Raw genomic sequence first — 18,432 nt, 5'->3', positions numbered from 1 at the left:
AACCAATGGGTGCGAGACCGATGATCGAAGAGTTCTACCGCGTCCTGCACAGCCGTCGCGACGTCCGCGGCGAGTTCACCGGCGAGCCGATCGACGAAGCCGTGCTCACGCGAGTCCTCGAAGCCGCGCACGCCGCACCGAGCGTCGGGCTGAGCCAGCCGTGGGACTTCGTCCTGGTGCGAGACCAGGGCACGCGCGAGACGTTCGCGAAGCACGTGCGCGAAGAGCGTGACATCTTCGCCGCTTCGCTCGACGAAGAGCGCGCGGACACCTTCTCCCGGATCAAGATCGAAGGCATCCTCGAATCCAGCGTCGGCATCGTGGTGACCTACGACGCCGAGCGCGGAGCACCCGCGGTGCTCGGCCGGCACGCCATCGCCGACTCCGGGCTGTACTCGGCCTGCCTGGCCATCCAGAACCTGTGGCTGGCCGCGACGGCGGAAGGGCTGGGCGTCGGCTGGGTGAGCTTCTACCGCGAGCCCTTCCTGGCCGGGCTGCTCGGCATCCCCGACGGCATCCGGCCGGTGGCTTGGCTGTGCGCCGGGCCGGTCACCGCGCTGGCCGAGGTCCCGGACCTGGAGCGGCACGGCTGGCGCCGGCGCACCCCGCTGGCCGAGGCCGTGCACCACGAACGCTTCACCCCGCGTAGCCCGGGATCGGCGTGACGCGCCCGGAAGACCCGCGCGGCTCCTCGCCCCACCCTCCTCGACCCTTCCCCACCCCGGACGGAGCCGCGTTGCTACCCTGCGTTTTCCCATGATGCGTCCGATTGCCGTAGCGCTGGGCCTGCTCGCGGCTCTGTGCGCCTTGGCCTTCCCCTTCCTGCCCGTCGTGCAGGACACCGCGGAGATCGCCTGGCCCACCGGCAGCGACACCCGTTCCGTCAACGCGCCCCTGACCGGCTACTGGGCCCAGGACCTCGAAGCCGAGCTGCCCTGCCCGGCCATCCGGTCGCTGGACGCGCGCACGAACGGTCCCGCGCTGCTGTTCGCGACCGTGCCGGACGGGCGCACCGATCCGCGCGCGGGCAAGGGGGTCGGCCTGCAGCTGCGCGTCGACAACGGCGTGCTGCTCGCGTCCAGCCAGGGTCAGCAGCTGGTGCAGCAGCCGTTGCCGCAGACCGGTTGCACGGTGACGCTCAGCTCCGAGGCCTCGCAGCTGACCCTCGCGGTCGCCGGGACCACGGTGTTCCACACGACCGGCGACGTCCGGCCGCGGGTGATCGGCATCTACTCCTCGATCAGCTCCGCGCGCGACCCGATCGCCGGGCTGCACGTCTCGGTCGTACCGGACACGCGGTACCAGACCTCGCCGACGGCGGTGAAGCTCGGCGTCGGGATCCTCGCCGTGCTGGCGTTCCTGGGCTGCCTGGTCGTGGTGTGGCGGATGGACTCCGGCTTCGCGCGGCGCGCACCCCGCTGGGCCCCGGTCGGCTGGTGGCGGTTGACCGGCCGCGACGCCGCGGTGATCCTCACCCTCGGCGCCTGGGTCTTCATCGGACCGGTGACCTCCGACGACGGCTACATCCTGACCATGTCCCGGGTCACCGAGCAGACCGGCTTCCTGACCAACTACCACCGCTGGTTCGGCGTCGCCGAGGCGCCGTTCGGCTGGTTCTACCACGTGTACGAGCTGATGGCGCACGTCAGCGTGGTGCCGCCGTGGATCCGGCTGCCCTCCTACCTGCTCGGCGTGATCAGCTGGCTGCTGATCAGCCGCGAGGTGATGCCGCGGCTGGGCCCGCAGGTGCGCGGCAGCCGCGCGGCGGGCTGGGCCGCGGCGGCGGTGTTCCTGGTCTGGTGGATGCCCTACAACAACGGGGTGCGGCCGGAACCGGTGGCGGCGCTGGGTTCCCTGCTGGCCATCTGCGCGGTGGAGCGGGCGCTGGTCACCCGCCGGCTGCTGCCGCTGTGCCTCGGCCTGACCGCCGCCGCGTTCACCCTGGCCGCGACGCCGACCGGGCTGATCGCCGTGGCGCCGTTCCTGGTCGCCGCCCGCCCGCTGTTCAAGCTCATCCGCCAGCGCGCGGCCGAGGGCTGGCTGCCCGTCCTCGCGCCGATCCTGGCCGCGGGCCTGCTGGTGCTGGTGGTGGTGTTCGCCGACCAGACCTTCGCCACGGTGCAGGAGGCCACGCGCATCCGCACGCAGGTCGGGCCGAACCTGTCGTGGTTCCAGGAGCTGGTGCGCTACCAGCTGCTGTTCGAGAACCTGCCGGACGGCTCGGCGCCGCGCCGGTTCCCGGTGCTGCTGGTGCTGCTGTGCACCGGCACCTGCCTGGTCGTGCTGCTGCGCCGCGGGCGGATCCCGGGTGCCGCGCTCGGCCCGAGCCGACGGCTGATCGGCACCGTCGCGCTGTTCTTCCTGCTACTGGCGCTGACGCCGACGAAGTGGACCCACCACTTCGGCGCGTTCGCCGCGGTGGGCGCCTCGATGGCGGCGCTGACCGCGCTGGCCACGAGTTCGACGGTGCTGCGCTCGAACCGCAACCGCGCCGCGTTCCTGGCCGGGCTGCTGGTGGTCGGCGCGCTCGCCGCGACCGGCCCCAACACGTACTGGTTCGTCTCGCGCCTCGGTGTGCCGTGGACCAACGTCGCGCCTTCGCTGGCCGGCGTGCCCCTGTCCACGATCCTGCTGGCGGCGGCCGCGATCGCGGGGGTGTACGCGTTCGTGGAGAACATCCGCGCGCACCGGCCGGGTGCGTCCGCGCACCCCCCGGAAGGCCGCAGCCGCTCGCTGCGGCTGGGCTCGCTGTCGCTGGTGGTGGTGTGCGGGCTGGCCGCGGCCGGCGAGTTCTACACGATGGCGATGGCCATGCACACCCAGTCCGGCAGCTACAGCCTGGGCGCGGCCGACTTCGGGCACCTGCTCGGCCACAGCTGCAACCTGTCCGACCACGTCATGGTGGAGCAGGACCCGGCCAAGAGCATGCTGCACGCCCAGTCCGAGCAGCGGACCGTGCCGGCCGAACCGGAGGACCCGCCCTCGCCGCTGCCCGACCCGAACCCCGGCAACGGCCGGGTGCAGACCGGTTTCCACACCGCCCCGGCCGACGACAAGGACCCGCTCGCCGAGCCGCCGCACGGGTTCACCCCGGCCACGGTGCCGATGTGGAGCAGCTACCTCGACCCGCAGACCCGGGCCGGCCGGCTGCGCAGCGACTGGTACGCGCTGACCGAGAAGCCCGCGAACGGCCAGATCGTGGTCTCCGCCGCGGCCCAGGTCCGCCGGCCGTCCTCGGTCAGCCTGGACTACGGCGTGAACACCCCGGCGGGGGTGAAGATCCTGCGCAGCCAGTTCGCGCTGCCCCCGGGCGCGGGCACCGGCGGCTGGGGCGACACCCGGATCAACCTGCGCGACCTGCCCCCGCAGACGGACGCGGTCCGGATCGACATCGTCGACGACGACCTGACCGAGGACGGCTGGATCGCCGCCTCGGCCCCGCGCGTGCCGAAGTTCACCACCCTCACCGACAAGCTCGCGGGCAAGTCCGTGTACATCGACTGGCCCGCGTCGTTCGTCTACCCGTGCGCGCAACCGGTCACCTCGCACGACGGCATCTCCCAGGTCCCGGACTACCGCATCACCGCGGGCAGCCTGGCCGACGAGGCCGACTGGGCCTCGAGCACCAACGGCGGCCCGAACGGCTGGCTGGAGGAGCTCGCGGACGAGCCCGAGGTGCCCAGTTACCTGATCGGGCAGCCGAGCCAGTCGTGGGGGCAGTTGCTGCAGGTGGAGCCGTTCACCGAGGGCATCGCCCCGACGGTCCGCCGGGGCACCGAGACGGTGTGGGGCTGGTGGTCGCCGGGGCCGGGGCCGAAGCAGCCGAACGGCAAGGACCCGACGCGCTGAGCCGGTCCTCAAGTCAGTTCGGCGGCGGCCGTCGTGGCGGGTTCGGTGAGCCCGCCACGAGCGCAGCACCTCGGCGACCGCTCCGGTGATGCCGCGGCTTCTCGGCAGCTCGGGTTCGCGGCGATGACGGCGTTCGGTTTCGGGCACAGGTCCCGCAGATCCGAGGCGAACCCGGACCGGCGGTTCCACCGCGGCGAAGGCCGTCTCGATCGCTTCGAGCACGGACTGCTCGGGCGGAGCGTTCAAGACGCTCACGCGGGTTCGGTTCCCATTACCGGCACGAGCGGCAACCTCGGCTTCACGCTCGTCCCCCGAACTTCTCACCTTGGGCCGGGTCGCGGCTGCACGCGGTAGGCGAGGAGACCTTGACCACCAGGGCGATCACCACTGCCATCGGCGCGCGCCTGGGGCTCCCGGTCAGGAGCGTGGCCGCTGCGGAGCAACGTCCCGGCCTCGAGCACCCGAACCCGGACGACCGGTTCCACCGCGGCTAGCCGAGGACGGCGGCCAACCACCAGAAGACCCCGCCCCCCGGCCGCCGCGCCCGTGGTCACCTGGGCGGTCGTGTGGTCCTTCAGCTCGACCCGCGACCAGCACACCCACGCGACGGCCAGGAAGAGCACGGCCAGCCAAGGGCTGTAGACCTTCATCAGCATCACCGTCGCGCCCGCGGCGACGATCGCGTGCATGGAGATCTTGAATTCGAGCGCGAAGGTGATCGCCAGCGCCGCGACCAGGCACACCAGCTCGGCGGCGGCCAGCGCGATCATCTCGGGCGGGGCGTGGCCGAAGATGAGCACGAGGAACCCGAGGGCGAGGGAGCCGATGCAGGTGGCGAACGGCACCAGCCGGCCGGCGCGGTCGGTGACGTGGTGGCCGTCCCACTTTCCCCTCTTCGCGCCGCGGACGATCACCGCCATCGGGATGAGCGAGCCGGTGACCCCGACCACCAGCCCCCACAGCACGGTCTCGCCGAGGTGCCGCCCGGTCACCGGCCAGGCGACCAGCAGCGGGAGCCCGAGCACCCAGACCCACGGGGCGAGCACCTCCGTGGCGATGCGGGCCAGCCGCCGCCGGCCGCCGGCCGGAGCGGTCTCAGTCGACCTAGCCGCAAAACTCCTTCGTGCTCACTCGTAGCTGCGCGGCGTCCACACCACCGCCGCCCCGTCCGGCCCCGCTTCCACCCGGGTCCGCGAGGAGCCGACGATCAGCAGGCAGCGCATATCCACAGTGGAGGGATCCAGCTCGCCCAGCGTCGTCACCCGGACGTCCTCCTCCGGCCCGCCCACATCCCGGGCCACCACCACCGGCGTGGCCGGGGCACGGTGCCGCAGCAAGGCGTCCCGGGCCGAAGCCAGCTGCGTCACCCGGGTCCGGGAAGCCGGGTTGTACAGCGCCAGCACCAGATCCGCTGCGCCCGCGGCGTCCAGCCGGCGCTCGATGATCTCCCAGGGCTTCAGCCGGTCCGAAAGGGACAGCACGCAGTAGTCGTGACCTAGCGGCGCGCCGACGCGGGCGGCGGCGGCCTGCGCGGCCGTCACCCCGGGCACCACGCGGACCCGCACGCCCGCGCCGCGGCCGGCGGAAACCTGTTCCAGCACCGCCGAAGCCATCGCGAACACCCCGGGGTCGCCCGAGGACACCACCGCCACCCGCGCGCCGGCCCGCGCCAGCTCCAGCGCGTCCGCCGCCCGGTCCGCCTCCACGCGGTTGCCCGAAGCGTGCCGCTGCTGGCCCGCGCGCTGCGGAACCCGTGCCACGTAGGGCCCGTAACCGACCACGTGCTCCGCCGCCGCCAGCTCGGCCGAGGCCTCCGGGGTCAGCCATTCCGGCCCCGCCGGGCCGAGGCCGACCACCACCACCTCGCCCCCCTCACGCGCCGGTGCCGGTCGGACGTTCGCACCGTCCACACGGGACGCGTAAGCCGGGCTCGGCAGCAGCGCCAGCGAAAAGTACGGCACCGTGGCCGGATCCACCTCCGCCAGCGGCGCGATCCGCTGCTCACCCCAGGTCGCCCGCTCCACGTACCAGGCGTCGTCCAGCTTGCCCGCCTCCGCGAACGCCTCGCGCACCGAGCCGAACGTGCGGCCCAGCTTCAGCACGGCCGCGGACTCCGTGTCGGCCAGCCGCCGCGCCAGCTCCGGCGCCGGCAACGTGCCGGGCAGCACCGTGAACACCTCGTCGCGCTGCACCAGCGGGCGCCCCAGCACCGAGGACGCCGCGCTCACCGACGTCACGCCGGGCACCACCTCCGCGGTGTAGCGCCCGGACAGCCGCTCGTGCATGTACATGTAGGAGCCGTAGAAGAACGGGTCGCCCTCGCACAGCACCACGACGTCACGCCCGGCGTCGAGGTGCTCGGCCAGCTTCTTCGCGCTCAGCTCGTAGAAGTCCGCGATCGCGCCCTCGTACCCGCCGGGGTGGTCGGTGGTCTCCGTGGTGACCGGGTAGACCAGCGGCTCCTCGAGCTGCCCGTCCCGCAGGTACGGGGCCGCCAGCGACCGCGCGATGCTGCGCCCGTGCCGCGCGCTGTGGTAGGCGACCACCCCGGCCTGGCCGATCAGCCGCGCCGCCTTGACCGTCATCAGCTCCGGATCGCCCGGGCCGAGCCCGACGCCGTACAGCTTGCCGGGGCTCATTCGGCCACGCTCGCCAGCGCGTTGACCGCGGCCACGGCCATCGCGCTGCCGCCGCGGCGCCCGTGCACCACCAGGTAGGGCGCGGGCGAAGCCGCGGCCAGCTCCACTTTGGACTCGGCCGCGCCGATGAAGCCCACCGGCACGCCGATGGTCGCGGCCGGGGCGCCGACGCCCTCGTCGAGCAGCTCCAGCAGCCGGAACAGCGCCGTGGGCGCGTTGCCGATCGCCACCACCGAGCCGGGCAGCCGGTCCCGCCACAGCTCCAGCGCCGCGGCCGAGCGGGTGGTGCCCATGCGCTCGGCCAGCCCCGGCACGCCCGGGTCGTCCAGGGTGCAGACGATCTCGTTCGCGGCGGGCAGCCGCCTGCGCGTGATGCCGCTCGCGATCATCTTGGCGTCGCACAGCACCGGCGCGCCCGCTTCGAGCGCCGCGCGGCCGGATTCGACCACGTCGAGGGTGTAGCGCAGGTCGTCGACCAGGTCGACCATGCCGCAGGAGTGGATCATCCGCACCGCGACGCCGGCCACGTCTTCGGGCAGGATCGCCAGGTCCGCCTCTTCGCGGATCGTGGCGAACGAGTGCCGGTAGATCTCGGCCCCGTCCCGCAGGTAGTCGATCACGACGTTTCCTTCCTCGCCAACGCTTCCGCCAGACGGGACACCGGGGTCCACCGCCCGTCGACACGGTAGCCGCCGCCCTCGGCCACCACGTCCAGGTGGGCCCCCGACGGCCGGCCGCAGCGGCGGGCGCAGCCGGCGAAGTGCGCGTGGACCCCGCCGGGCACCAGCGGCGCCGCGTCGGCCCGGACGTCGGCCAGCGACTTCGCACAGCCCGGCCGCCCGATGCACGCGGTGAGCTCCAGCACCGCCGGGTCCAGGCTCAGCCCCTCGGCCTCCAGCCCGGTCACCCCGGGGAGCACCACGGAACGCCACGGCGTGATCAAGACCGGGGTGGCCGGGACCGGGGTCGGCGCCGCCCGCTCCACGGCGTCGGCCACCACCCGCAACTGCGCGGCCGTGAGCCGGCCGAACCGCGGCGCGACGCCGATGGCCGAGCCGAACCGCCCCACCGCCGGGTCCACCCGCACCGGCCGGTCCACCGGCCGCTCGCGCGGTCCGCCGGGCAGCAGTGCCATCGGCTCGGTCAGTTCGGCGATCCGCCACACCGCCCCGCGCGTCTCGACGAAGGCCGTGGCCACGGTGAGCATCGCGTCCACGGCGCTCTCCCGCGGCACCCTCCAGCCGGTGTCGACGCCCGCGAGCAGGATTGTGCCGAGGGACGGCGTGACGGCGCGCCAGCAGACATCGGCGCCTTCACCGGCAACGTCACCGCGTCCGTCGTCGAAGGCGAACAGAAACCTCCCCGGCAGCGAGGCCAGTACGGGACGCGCGCACAACGCGGCGTCGAGGGCCTGCGCCAGGCCACGGACGTCGGCGATCCCACCGTGAAGCCCGCTGAGTGGCGACGCCAGCACGTTACGGACGCGTTCGTGCGAAGGCGACGGAAGCAGCCCCGCCTCGGTCAGCCGCTTCGCCAGACCGGGCCGCGTCACACCGCGAAGCTGAACGTTACCGCGAGAAGTGAGATGGACGTCTCCGTCGCCCAGATCCTCAGCGCACGCGGCGAGCACGCGAAGCCGCTCCGCAGTCACCACGCCACCTGGGAGCCGGACCCGGGCCAACGGGCCATCCGCCGCGTCGTGCGTCGCGAAAACGCCTGGGCACGCGTCGGCGCGTACGCGGGCGGGGCTGGACATAGCGCTCACTGTAGCTGGCGGGCGGCTCGGCAAGCCGGTGATCAAGTGTCGTGGGTGGGCTCGGGTCGACGCCGGCCTCGATCCTGCTGCGCCTGCCCCTGACGTGGGTTCTTCGAGGTGGCAGTGCCGTCCCCCACGCTGTCCCCCCGCGGTCCCCCCGCTGTCCCCACTGCCGCGTTCCCGCGGATCGGCGACCGGGGGCGCACCGGCCGAGGGCGGGGTATCAAGGACGGGGTGAGCGTCCCCGAACACCTGCGCGCCGCCGAGCGGCTGATCGACCACGTGCCGCCCGAGCACAACCGGTACAAGGTCTCCGGCCGGCCCGACCTGGTGAGCTGGGCCGAGCCGTGGCGCAACCACACCCAGTGCGCCTCGTTCCAGACCCAGGTGCTCAAGCACGCCTACGCCTGGGCCGACGACGAGTTCTTCACCACGCACTTCCGCTCGGTCAGCCCGCCCTCCCGCACGTACTGGTGGGTGTTCAGCCGCCGCGCGGTGCCGCACTTCGCGCGGGTCGAGACGGTCGCGGACCTGCGGGCGGGCGACCTGGTGGTGATCGACTACGGCCACCGGCGGCCGGTCAACACCGGCCACATCGTCCTGGTCCGGGGGGCGCCGGTGGCCGACGGGGCCGGCGCGTACCGGGTGCCGGTGGCCGACTGCACGGCCGATCCGCACGGCACCTCCACGCGGTTCCCGGACAGCCGCGGGCCCGGCGGCCAGGGCGCCGGTCGCGGGCACATGGTGTTCCACGCCGACCCGGCCACCGGCGGGTTCGGCGGGTACGCGTGGAGCGTCACGGCCCGCCGCCGTCACCCGGTGCAGGAGCGGCCGATCGTCGCGGTGCGCGTGGTCTGACACGTCACCTTGACGGGCGCCGCCGCTCCCGGCGAGAGTGAGGGTGAACACGCGTCGGCAGGTGGAGGAACCCGGTGAGAGTCCGGGACGGTCCCGCCACTGTGACCCGGAGTGATCCGGGGAGCCAGGAACTCCCGCCGCCGCGACCGACGACCCGGGGCGCGGACACCCCGAGTGAGGAACGCCGTGATCCTGCTGCTGTCCACTTCGGACACCGACCTGCTCAGCGCCCGGGCCGCCGAGGGTGAGTTCCGCCTGGCCAACCCGGCCCGCCTCGACCTGGCCGAGCTGCCCGGGCTGCTGGGCGGCGCGTCGATCGTGGTGGTCCGGATCCTGGGCACCCCGCGCAGCTGGCAGGAGGGGCTGGACGTCCTGCGCGCCTCCGGTTCGCACGTGGTCGTGCTCGGCGGGGAGCAGACTCCGGACGCGGAGCTGATGAAGCTCTCGACCGTGCCGGCGGGCATCGCGGCGGAAGCGCACGCCTACCTGGCGCAGGGCGGCCCGGAGAACCTCACGCAGCTTCACCGGTTCCTGTCCGACACGCTGCTGCTCACCGGCGACGGCTTCGAGCCGCCCGCCGTGCAGCCCGCGTGGGGCGTGCTGGAACGGCCCCCGTCGGCGAACACCGGGCCGCTGGTCGGGATCCTCTACTACCGCGCGCACCACCTGTCCGGGAACACCGGCTTCGTGCAAGCGCTGGCCGAAGCGATCGAGGCCGCGGGCGGGCGGGCGTTGCCGATCCACTGCTCCTCGCTGCGCACGCGCGAGCCGGAGATGATGGCCGAGCTGGGCCGGGTGGACGCGCTGCTGGTCACCGTGCTGGCCGCGGGTGGCACCCGCCCCTCCGAGGTCGGCGCCGGTGGGGACGACGAAGCCTGGGACGTCGCCGAGATGGCCGGCCTGGACGTGCCGATCCTGCAGGCCCTGTGCCTGACCAGCGACCGCGAGCGCTGGTCGGCCAGCGACGAGGGGCTGACCCCGCTGGACGCCGGCAACCAGATGGCCGTGCCGGAGTTCGACGGCCGGCTGATCACGGTGCCGTTCTCGTTCAAGGAGATCGACGAAGACGGCCTGCCCCGCTACGTGCCCGACGCCGAGCGCGCCTCCCGCGTCGCCGGGATCGCGCTGGCGCACGCGCGCCTGCGTCACACTCCCCCGCCGCAGCGCCGGATCGCGCTGATGCTTTCGGCGTACCCGACGAAGCACTCACGCGTCGGCAACGCGGTGGGGCTGGACACGCCCGCGTCGACGATCGAACTGCTGCGGCGGATGCGCTCTCGGGGGTACGACCTGGGCGCGGACGCGTTCCCCGGCGTCGAGCCGACCGGCACCGAACAGCCGGACGGTGACGCGCTGATCCACGCGCTGATCGCGGCCGGCGGCCAGGACCCCGAGTGGCTGACCGAGGACCAGCTCGCGGGCAACCCGATCCGCGTGCCCGCCGCGCGGTACCGCGAGTGGTTCGCGCGGCTGCCCGCGGAGCTGCGCGAGGCGATGGAGGAGCACTGGGGCCCGGCGCCGGGCCGGCTGTATGTCGACACGTCGGCCAATCCCGAAGGCGACATCGTGCTGGCCTCGCTGCAGGCGGGCAACGTGGTGCTCATGATCCAGCCGCCGCGCGGGTTCGGCGAGAACCCGGTGGCCATCTACCACAACCCGGACCTGCCGCCGAGCCACCACTACCTCGCCGCCTACCGCTGGCTGGAGGAGGAGTTCGGCGCGCACGCCGTGGTGCACCTGGGCAAGCACGGTTCGCTGGAGTGGCTGCCGGGCAAGACGGCCGGGCTCTCGGCCGCCTGCGCGCCCGACGCGGTGCTGGGCAACCTGCCGCTGGTCTACCCGTTCCTGATCAACGACCCGGGTGAGGGCGCGCAGGCGAAACGCCGCGCCCACGCCACGATCGTCGACCACCTGATCCCGCCGATGGCCCGCGCCGAGTCCTACGGCGACCTCGCGCGGCTCGAACAGCTCCTCGACGAGCACGCCAACATCGCCGCCATGGACCCGGCCAAGCTGCCCGCCGTGCGGGCGCAGATCTGGACCCTGATCCAGGCGGCCAAGCTGGACCACGACCTCGGCATCGACGAACGCCCGCACGACGCGGAGTTCGACGACTTCCTGCTGCACATCGACGGCTGGCTGTGCGAGGTCAAGGACGCGCAGATCCGCGACGGCCTGCACATCCTGGGCGAAGCTCCGGTCGGCGAGGCGCGGGTCAACCTGGTGCTGGCCATGCTGCGCGCCCAGCAGATCTGGGGCGGGCGGCAGGGCGCGGTGCCCGGCCTGCGCTCGGCCCTGGGGCTCAAGGAGAACTCCGACACCCCATTGTCCGAAGTGGACGCCATCGAGACCACGGCCCGAGCGCTGGTCGAGGCGATGGAGGCGCGCTCGTGGGCACCCTCGGCCGGGCCCGCGGTGGTGCAGGAGGTGCTGGGCAGCCCGGACGAGCAGGTCGGTCTCGTGCTGGGGTTCGCGGCCACCGAGATCGTGCCGCGGCTGGCGGGCACCGGCGCCGAGCTGGACGCCGTGCTGCACGCCCTCGACGGCGGCTACATCCCGGCCGGGCCCAGTGGTTCGCCGTTGCGCGGGCTGGTGAACGTGCTGCCGACCGGCCGCAACTTCTACACCGTCGACCCGAAGGCCATCCCCAGCCGCCTGGCCTGGGAGACGGGCCAGGCCCTGGCCGACTCGCTGCTGCGCCGGTACCGCGACGACAGCCCCACCTCCGAATGGCCGCGTTCGGTCGGCCTCTCGGTCTGGGGCACGTCGGCGATGCGGACCTCGGGCGACGACGCCGCGGAAGTGCTGGCCCTGCTGGGCGTGCAGCCGGTCTGGGACGAAGCGTCCCGGCGGGTCACCGGGATCGAGGCCATCCCGCTGGCCGAGCTGGGCCGCCCGCGCATCGACGTGACCGTGCGGATCAGCGGCTTCTTCCGCGACGCGTTCCCGCACGTGATCACCCTGATGGACGACGCCGTGCGCCTGGTCGCGGGGCTCGACGAACCGCTCTCGCAGAACTACGTCCGCGCCCACGTCGCCACCGACCTGGCCGCCCACGGCGACGACCGGCGGGCGACGACCCGGATCTTCGGCTCGAAGCCGGGCGCCTACGGCGCGGGCCTGCTCCCCCTGATGGACTCCGGCAACTGGCGTGACGACAAGGACCTGGCCGAGGTGTACGCGGTCTGGGGCGGCTTCGCCTACGGCCGTGATCTGGACGGCCGCCCGGCGCGCGAGGACATGGAGCAGTCGTACAAGCGCATCGTCGTCGCCGCGAAGAACACCGACACCCGCGAGCACGACATCGCCGACTCGGACGACTACTTCCAGTACCACGGCGGCATGATCGCCACCGTCCGCGCCCTGACCGGCACCGCGCCGGTGTCCTACGTCGGCGACTCGACCACTCCCGACGCGGTCCGCACCCGCACCCTGGGCGAGGAGACCGCCCGCGTCTTCCGCGCCCGCGTCGTCAACCCCCGCTGGCTGTCCGCCATGCGCAAGCACGGCTACAAGGGTGCGTTCGAACTGGCCGCGACGGTCGACTACCTGTTCGGCTTCGACGCCACCGCGGGCGTAGTGGGCGACTGGATGTACGAGAAGCTGTCGGAGTCCTACGTGCTGGACCCGGTGAACCAGGATTTCCTGCGCCAGGCCAACCCCTGGGCCTTGCGCGGCATCGTCGAGCGCCTGACCGAAGCCGCCGACCGGGGTCTGTGGGCCGAGCCGGATCCGGAGCTGCTGGCCCAGTTGCGCGAGGTGTACCTGACCTTGGAAGGCGACCTGGAGGGCGAGTAGACGGCCCGGACCCCGACGGCTCCGGCGCCGAGCCAGGTCTCACGTCGGCCGCGAGCCCGCACCGCCCCGTGGGCGGGGTCCGGCGACCGGACCATTCGCGGCACTGGTCCGAGGCCGGGTTGGGCCGCCCGGGTGAACCAAGGTCGCCGATCCCGGCATATCGCCCACAGTCCCCCTACGGATGTCGGATGACCGGGGCGCACGCCTTGACTTCGCAATGGTCTAGTCCAATGCTGGAGCGCACCTCGCCTCGACACCTGGAGGACAGATGCGACGAAGCAGACTGGCCACCGTCGGGATCGCCGCCGCCACCGTGCTCGGGGCTGCCGCGACCTTGGCCGCGACCGCCAGCGCACAACCGGAGGCCGCGGCCGCCCCCGCCGCGCTCAGCAACAACTGGTACGCGTCGGCCCCGTACCTCATGCCCCAGAGCAACAATCCGCCCGACCCGGTCACCGTGATGAACGCGACCGGGCAGAAGGCGTTCCAGCTCGCGTTCATCCTCGCGCCCAGCGGCGGCGGCTGCTCCCCGACCTGGGACGGCACCTCCGCGGTGTCCTCGGACACCGCGGTGGCCGGCGTGATCGGCAAGATCCGCGGGGCGGGCGGTGACGTTTCGGTGTCCGTCGGCGGTTACGGCGGCACCAAGCTCGGCCAGACCTGCGGCACCGTGGCCGCGACCGCCGCCGCGTACCAGCAGGTGATCAGCAAGTACAGCCTCAAGGCCATCGACTTCGACCTCGAAGAGCCCGAGTACGAGAACACCGCCGCGATCGCCAACGAACTCGGCGCCGCGAAGACGCTGCAGGCCGACAACCCGGGCCTGTTCGTCTCGGTGACCATGCCGGGCACCTCGGCCGGCACCGGCTGGTTCGGCACCCAGTTGCTCGACCAGGCCAAGTCGATCGGCTTCTCCCCCAACAACTTCTCCATCATGCCCTTCGACGGCGGCTTCAACGGCGGCTCCTCGCAGGTGTCCGCGCTGGAGGCGTTCCACGGGCTGCTCATGAGCCACCTCGGCTGGGACAGCGCCACCGCGTACTCGCACGAGGGCTTCTCCGGGATGAACGGCAAGTCCGACGCCGCGGAAATCTTCAACGTGTCGGACTTCCAGACCGTCTACGACTACGCGACCAGCCACCAGCTCGGCCGCTTCACCTTCTGGTCGGTCAACCGCGACCGCGCCTGCGTGGGCACCACCGACAACGGCGTGTGCTCGAACGTCCAGCAGAACGACTGGGACTTCACGAAGTTCACCACCCGGTTCGCCGGCGCCACCCCGCCGCAGACGGGCCCGCCGACCAGCCCGCCCACCAACCCGGGCAGCTGCACCGCCGGGGAGTGGTCCAAGACGCAGGTCTACACCGGCGGCAACACCGTCTCCCACAACAACCACAAGTGGACCGCCAAGTGGTGGACCCAGGGTGAGGAGCCCGGGACCACCGGCCCGGACGGCGTCTGGTCCGACAACGGCGCCTGCTGACCCCGACCGGATGCCGGGTGACTCCTCCGAGTCACCCGGCATCCGGCATCCGGCGTCGCGCGATCGCCGGAACGGGTCAGGGCCGGACGCCGGGCAGGTGGGTGTTGGCGCGGCGGACTTCCGGGGCCAGCGCCGGGATCTCGATCACCCGGCATCCCGCGGCCATGAGCTGCTCGACCCCTTCGGCATCGACGAAGAGTGACGGCTCGCGCCACGCCATGACCACTCGCGGGATCGCCGCCGCGAGGATCAGCTGCGTGCAGCTGAGCGGGTGCGACGCACGGGCGCTGCACGGCTCCAACGAGCTGTAGATGGTCGCGGTGGCGAGGCGGGGGTCCCCGGCGGGCAGCTTCGCCAGTGCGGCTTCTTCGGCGTGGTTGAGCGGATCGCCTTCGCCGGAGTGCCCGGTGGCGAGCACGGTGCCGTCGGCCGCGGTGACCACGGCGCCCACCCGGAAGGTCGAGCTCGGCGGGCATTCGTCCGCGAGCGCGATCGCCTGGCGCAACCGCAGCAGGTCGAGCGCCGAAGGCTCCGCGGCCACGCGGTAGTGCAGCACGGCGACGTCGCCCAGCTTCCGCACCCCGGTCAGCCGCAGCGTTCGCGGAACGGCCCCGGGCCCCAGGAACCGAGGCGCCCGCGGGTCACCGACCGTGACCGGCGCGACGGCGAGCCGCAGTTCGTCGGCCAGGCCGGCGGAGAGGAACTGCGTGTGCACGGTGCCGCCACCTTCGACGAGCAACCGCCGGACCCCACGCGCGCCGAGATCGTCGAGGATCCGCTCCAGCTCGGGCGGGGTGCCGGCATCGACGAGCGTCGCGACGTCACGCAGGTGCTCCGCGACCGAAGGCGGCGCGTAGACCAGCTTGGCCGCATCACCGGCCGTGAAGAATTGCGCGTGGGGGTCGAGCTCGCCGCTGCCCGTCACGGTCACCTTGACCGGCTGCTCCGGCTCACCCGCGGCCCGTCGCTCACGCCGAAGCTCGGCCGAGCGGACGAGCAGGCGCGGGTCGTCCGCCCGCACCGTGCCGGCGCCGACGAGGATGGCGTCCGCCTCCGCGCGAAGCCGGTCGACCTCGGCGAAATCGTCCTCATTGGACAGTAGGAGGCGAGTGCCGCTCGCGTCGTCGAGGTAGCCGTCCAGCGACTGGGCGGCCGAAAGCACGACATGGGGCCGGGCGGGCGTCGGGGCTTCGGCCACGGTTCAAGCCGGGAGCACGGCGTACTGGCGAACGTGCAGGTCGGTGTAGGTGACCGGTCCGCGTGGCCCCGGCACGCGGTCGAGGTTGATGCCGGTCTCGGGGACGGCAAGCAGCTTGAAGCCGTCGAGCAGCCGGGTCGGCGCGTTCCAGAACACGCCGGTGCCGGTGTAGCCGTCGAAGAACGCGTCGGCCGCGGCCGGGTCCTCGGTGGCGATCCCCGCCGCGAGCCCGGACGTCTGCTCGTTCGCGATCTCCACGGCTTGGGCCAGCCCGCTCACCTTCTCGACCGTGACGGTCGCCTCCCGCTCGGAGTCCAGCGCCCACTCGTACCCGAGGGCGTGCTCGTGCGGCGCCAGCGACGGCGTCACCCCGCGCTCGGCCAGCGCCTCTTCGACCGAAGGCCAGACGGCTTCGTGCGCGCCCTCGTGGATGAGCAGCAGGTTCAGCCGGTTGCAGACGCCGAGGCGGTCGAGGCTGGCGGACACGAGCTCGCGCACCTTGCCGGCGTCCGCGGCCGCGTCGATGTACAGCACGCCGCCGCCGTCCGCGTGGGCCAGCGTGCCGACCCCGTGCAGCGCCGCCTCGCGGGCCAGTTCGCGCGTGCTGTCGCCGCTGCCGCGCAGGATCACCAGCGGCACCAGACCGGGCAGCCGCACCAGCGCCGCCGCGGCCTCCCGCTCGACTCGCGGAACCAGTTGCACCACCGCCGGGTCGATCCCGGAATCGGCCAGCGCCGGCGCGATCACGACCTCCCGCAGCCGCTGCGCGGACCCCAGCGCCGCCGATCCGGTGCGCAGCACTCCGGCGTTGCGCGACTTGACCAGCTGCGAAGCCACGTCCACGGTCACGTTCGGCCGCGCCTCGTAGTTCGCCCCGATCACCCCGACCGGCCGCCGCCGCTCCACCAGCCGCAGCCCGCCGTCCAAAGTGGACACATCGATGGACCGCGCCCGGTGCGGTGCCCCGGCCAGGATCTCCAGTTGCTCGGCCATGCCGTCGAGCCGCTGCGGGGTGATGGTCAGCCGGTCCAGCAACCCGGCGCTCATCCCCTCCCCCCGCGCCCGGGCGACGTCGCTCTCGTTGGCCTCGAGGACTTCCCCGCGGCCGGAGACCAGCCGCTCGGCCATCCGGGCCAACGCCCCGTCCACGACCTCATCGGTAGCAGCAGCCAACGACGGCGCAGCCCGCTTGGCCGTCCGCGCACACCTCTCGACGACCTCAGCGACCTCGTCCACCGTTTCGTCTCCTTCCGCACCGATCCAGCAGACACCCAGTCTGCCGCACCCACGCACACCAGGAGACGACGGGCTCACTCCCCGGCAACCACCGGCCCGCGCAAACCCACCGTTTCGAGCCCCGCCCACCAGCTCGGCGGCCACCCCGCCAACCAGCCCAGCGCCCGGCGGGTGCCCGGCCCGACGGTCGGCAGCTGCCCGCCCCGACGGTCGGCGGAGTGCCCGGCCCGACGGCCGACGGAGTGCCTGGCCTGCCGGTCGGCGGGGGTGCCCGGCGCGCCGGTCGGCAGGGTCCCCGGCCCGACGGCAGCCCACAACGCACACCCGCCCCGGCCCCGGCCCCGGCCAACTCAGCCCACAGCGCACACCCACAACCGCCCTGACCCGGCCATCCAAACCCGCCCCAGCCACAACGCACATCCACAACCGCCCCAGCCCCAGGGCACGTCCACGAGCGCCCTGGCCCAGCCGTCAACCCCCGCGCTAGCCCATCGAGAGCTCGACGCCCGGCACCCGGCCATCTGGCAGCCCATAGAGATCGGCCCCCGAGTGAGGAGGCAGCCCGCAAGAGCCTCAACCCCGCTCGAAAGCGGGCCGCAAGTCAGCTTCCAGCAGCCTGAGCCTCTCCCGGAAACCAAACCGGGCCACACCCCGGTCCGCCGCAGCCTCAGCCCGCGGCAGCTTTAGTCCGCCGCCGCCTTAACTCCCGGAAGCCGGTCCGCCCGTCAGCTCGGCGGAGTCCCAGCCCCGTCGCGGCTCGGGCCACCCCTGAGCTGGCGACCGGCGATCCCGGTCCTCCACCAGAGCCCAAGGCCCCGGAACCCGCACCCTCGGCGGCGCGTAGGCCGCCCGTCAGCTCGCGACCGGTTCCAGCAGCCACAGCGCACCCGCCAGCAGGCAGCTCACCGTGAGCACGGCGAAGACCAGCACCCACAGCACTGCGGGCACCCCGGTGAGCCGGCCCAGCTGGTCGGCGTCGGAGTCGCGGGCCGAGCCGCGGCGGCGCTTGATCTGCAGCTCCACCACCGGCCGGAGCCCGCCGAACAGCAGGAACCAGGTCAGCAGGTACGCGAACGGCGCCTGCACCACCGGTGGCGCCACCAGCGCGACGAGCCCCAGCACCACGGCACTCGCGACCACCGAGAACACCCCGTAGGCGTTGCGCACCATGATCAGCACCCCGAGCAGCAGCAGCGCGACCACGACCAGCACCGCGGTGATCAGGTCGGCCCCCAGCAGGCTCGCGAACAGCAGCCCCAGCAGCGACGGAGCCACGTAGCCGGCCAGCGCGGTGAAAGCCATGCCCGGGCCTTCAGGCTTGCCGCGCGACACGGTGACGCCCGAGGTGTCCGAATGCAGCTTGATCGCCCGCAGCCGCCGTCCGACCAGCACCGCGGCCAGTCCGTGGCCCGCCTCGTGCACGATCGTGATCACGTTGCGTGCCAGCCGCCACGGCGTTCCGCCGACCAGCACCACCAGCAACGCCACCCCACCGGTGACCAAGGTGATCGCGCCGGGCGTCTGCGCCTGGGTGAGCGCGGTGCCGATGGCGGCATCCGTCCCGCCACCGGCCGCGGCGGCCAGCCCGGACGCGCGGGTCAGCGCGGACGCCCCG

At 73.2% G+C, this 18,432-nt stretch carries 11 protein-coding genes, 1 pseudogene and 1 riboswitch; of the genes and pseudogenes, 5 read left to right on the top strand and 7 right to left on the bottom strand.

From position 1 onward, the window contains the following. Positions 1-20: 20 nt before the first annotated feature. Both bluB and NYF13_RS14560 read left to right on the top strand, forming a co-directional pair. Positions 21-665 carry a 5,6-dimethylbenzimidazole synthase gene (gene bluB, locus NYF13_RS14565; RefSeq protein WP_315656958.1) on the top strand — a complete coding sequence of 215 codons (645 nt, stop codon included), beginning with the start codon at positions 21-23 and terminating at the stop codon, positions 663-665. A gap of 94 nt (positions 666-759) precedes the next feature. Then, the gene (locus tag NYF13_RS14560) at positions 760-3,849 is read left to right on the top strand and encodes an arabinosyltransferase domain-containing protein (RefSeq protein WP_315657344.1); all 3,090 of its coding nucleotides are present in this window, start codon (positions 760-762) and stop codon (positions 3,847-3,849) included. A 530-nt stretch (positions 3,850-4,379) separates the two neighbouring features. On the opposite strand, the pseudogene NYF13_RS14555 reads toward NYF13_RS14560, so the two are convergent. The 4 genes and pseudogenes from NYF13_RS14555 to NYF13_RS14540 all read right to left on the bottom strand — a co-directional run. Continuing rightward, positions 4,380-4,916: pseudogene (locus NYF13_RS14555) on the bottom strand (hypothetical protein); the annotation flags it as partial. A 60-nt stretch (positions 4,917-4,976) separates the two neighbouring features. After that, on the bottom strand, positions 4,977-6,488 hold the full coding sequence (locus NYF13_RS14550) for a precorrin-2 C(20)-methyltransferase (RefSeq protein ID WP_315656954.1): 1,512 nt from the start codon (positions 6,486-6,488) through the stop codon (positions 4,977-4,979). Continuing rightward, positions 6,485-7,108 carry a precorrin-8X methylmutase gene (locus NYF13_RS14545; protein WP_315656952.1) on the bottom strand — a complete coding sequence of 208 codons (624 nt, stop codon included), beginning with the start codon at positions 7,106-7,108 and terminating at the stop codon, positions 6,485-6,487. The genes NYF13_RS14550 and NYF13_RS14545 overlap by 4 nt, the downstream gene beginning before the upstream one ends. Next, complete coding sequence (locus NYF13_RS14540) at positions 7,105-8,244, bottom strand: precorrin-3B synthase (protein WP_315656950.1); 1,140 nt, start codon at positions 8,242-8,244, stop codon at positions 7,105-7,107. The genes NYF13_RS14545 and NYF13_RS14540 overlap by 4 nt, the downstream gene beginning before the upstream one ends. Before the next feature lie 234 nt (positions 8,245-8,478). Between NYF13_RS14540 and NYF13_RS14535 the strand changes: the two genes are divergently transcribed. From NYF13_RS14535 to NYF13_RS14525, 3 genes are all read left to right on the top strand, one after another. After that, entirely contained in the window at positions 8,479-9,102 is a 624-nt protein-coding gene (locus NYF13_RS14535; protein ID WP_315656948.1) for a hypothetical protein, read from the top strand. 64 nt (positions 9,103-9,166) lie between these two features. After that, positions 9,167-9,236, top strand: a riboswitch (cobalamin riboswitch). Positions 9,237-9,288: 52 nt separating this feature from the next. Next, positions 9,289-12,900, top strand: coding sequence for a cobaltochelatase subunit CobN (gene cobN, locus NYF13_RS14530; protein WP_315657343.1), 3,612 nt, complete (start codon positions 9,289-9,291; stop codon positions 12,898-12,900). A gap of 268 nt (positions 12,901-13,168) precedes the next feature. Continuing rightward, a complete protein-coding gene (locus NYF13_RS14525) occupies positions 13,169-14,383 on the top strand; it encodes a chitinase (RefSeq protein WP_315656946.1) in 1,215 nt (404 codons plus the stop codon). Between the two features lie 76 nt (positions 14,384-14,459). Here the strand turns inward: NYF13_RS14525 and NYF13_RS14520 are convergent, their stop codons facing one another. The 3 genes from NYF13_RS14520 to NYF13_RS14510 all read right to left on the bottom strand — a co-directional run bounded on the left by NYF13_RS14520 (position 14,460) and on the right by NYF13_RS14510 (position 18,365). Then, positions 14,460-15,581 (bottom strand): dihydrofolate reductase family protein, encoded by a 1,122-nt coding sequence (locus NYF13_RS14520; RefSeq protein WP_315656945.1) that lies wholly within the window; start codon positions 15,579-15,581, stop codon positions 14,460-14,462. 3 nt (positions 15,582-15,584) lie between these two features. Beyond that, positions 15,585-16,817, bottom strand: coding sequence for an aldehyde dehydrogenase family protein (locus NYF13_RS14515; RefSeq protein ID WP_315656944.1), 1,233 nt, complete (start codon positions 16,815-16,817; stop codon positions 15,585-15,587). 852 nt (positions 16,818-17,669) lie between these two features. Continuing rightward, a complete protein-coding gene (locus tag NYF13_RS14510) occupies positions 17,670-18,365 on the bottom strand; it encodes a M50 family metallopeptidase (RefSeq protein WP_315657341.1) in 696 nt (231 codons plus the stop codon). Between the last annotated feature and the right edge of the window lie 67 nt (positions 18,366-18,432).

Origin of the sequence: Amycolatopsis sp. PS_44_ISF1 (assembly GCF_032335455.1) — a bacterium.
Taxonomy (GTDB): domain Bacteria; phylum Actinomycetota; class Actinomycetes; order Mycobacteriales; family Pseudonocardiaceae; genus Amycolatopsis.
The sequence above is the reverse complement of the archived record's forward strand: the minus strand, read 5'-3'. Positions and strand labels throughout refer to the sequence as shown.

Bases quoted from the DNA above. Each gene is read 5' to 3' on its own strand.
- NYF13_RS14540 (WP_315656950.1), bottom strand. From the start codon at position 8,244: ATGTCCAGCCCCGCCCGCGTACGCGCCGACGCGTGCCCAGGCGTTTTC.
- NYF13_RS14560 (WP_315657344.1), top strand. From the start codon at position 760: ATGCGTCCGATTGCCGTAGCGCTGGGCCTGCTCGCGGCTCTGTGCGCC.
- NYF13_RS14525 (WP_315656946.1), top strand. From the start codon at position 13,169: ATGCGACGAAGCAGACTGGCCACCGTCGGGATCGCCGCCGCCACCGTG.
- NYF13_RS14550 (WP_315656954.1), bottom strand. From the start codon at position 6,488: ATGAGCCCCGGCAAGCTGTACGGCGTCGGGCTCGGCCCGGGCGATCCG.
- bluB (WP_315656958.1), top strand. From the start codon at position 21: ATGATCGAAGAGTTCTACCGCGTCCTGCACAGCCGTCGCGACGTCCGC.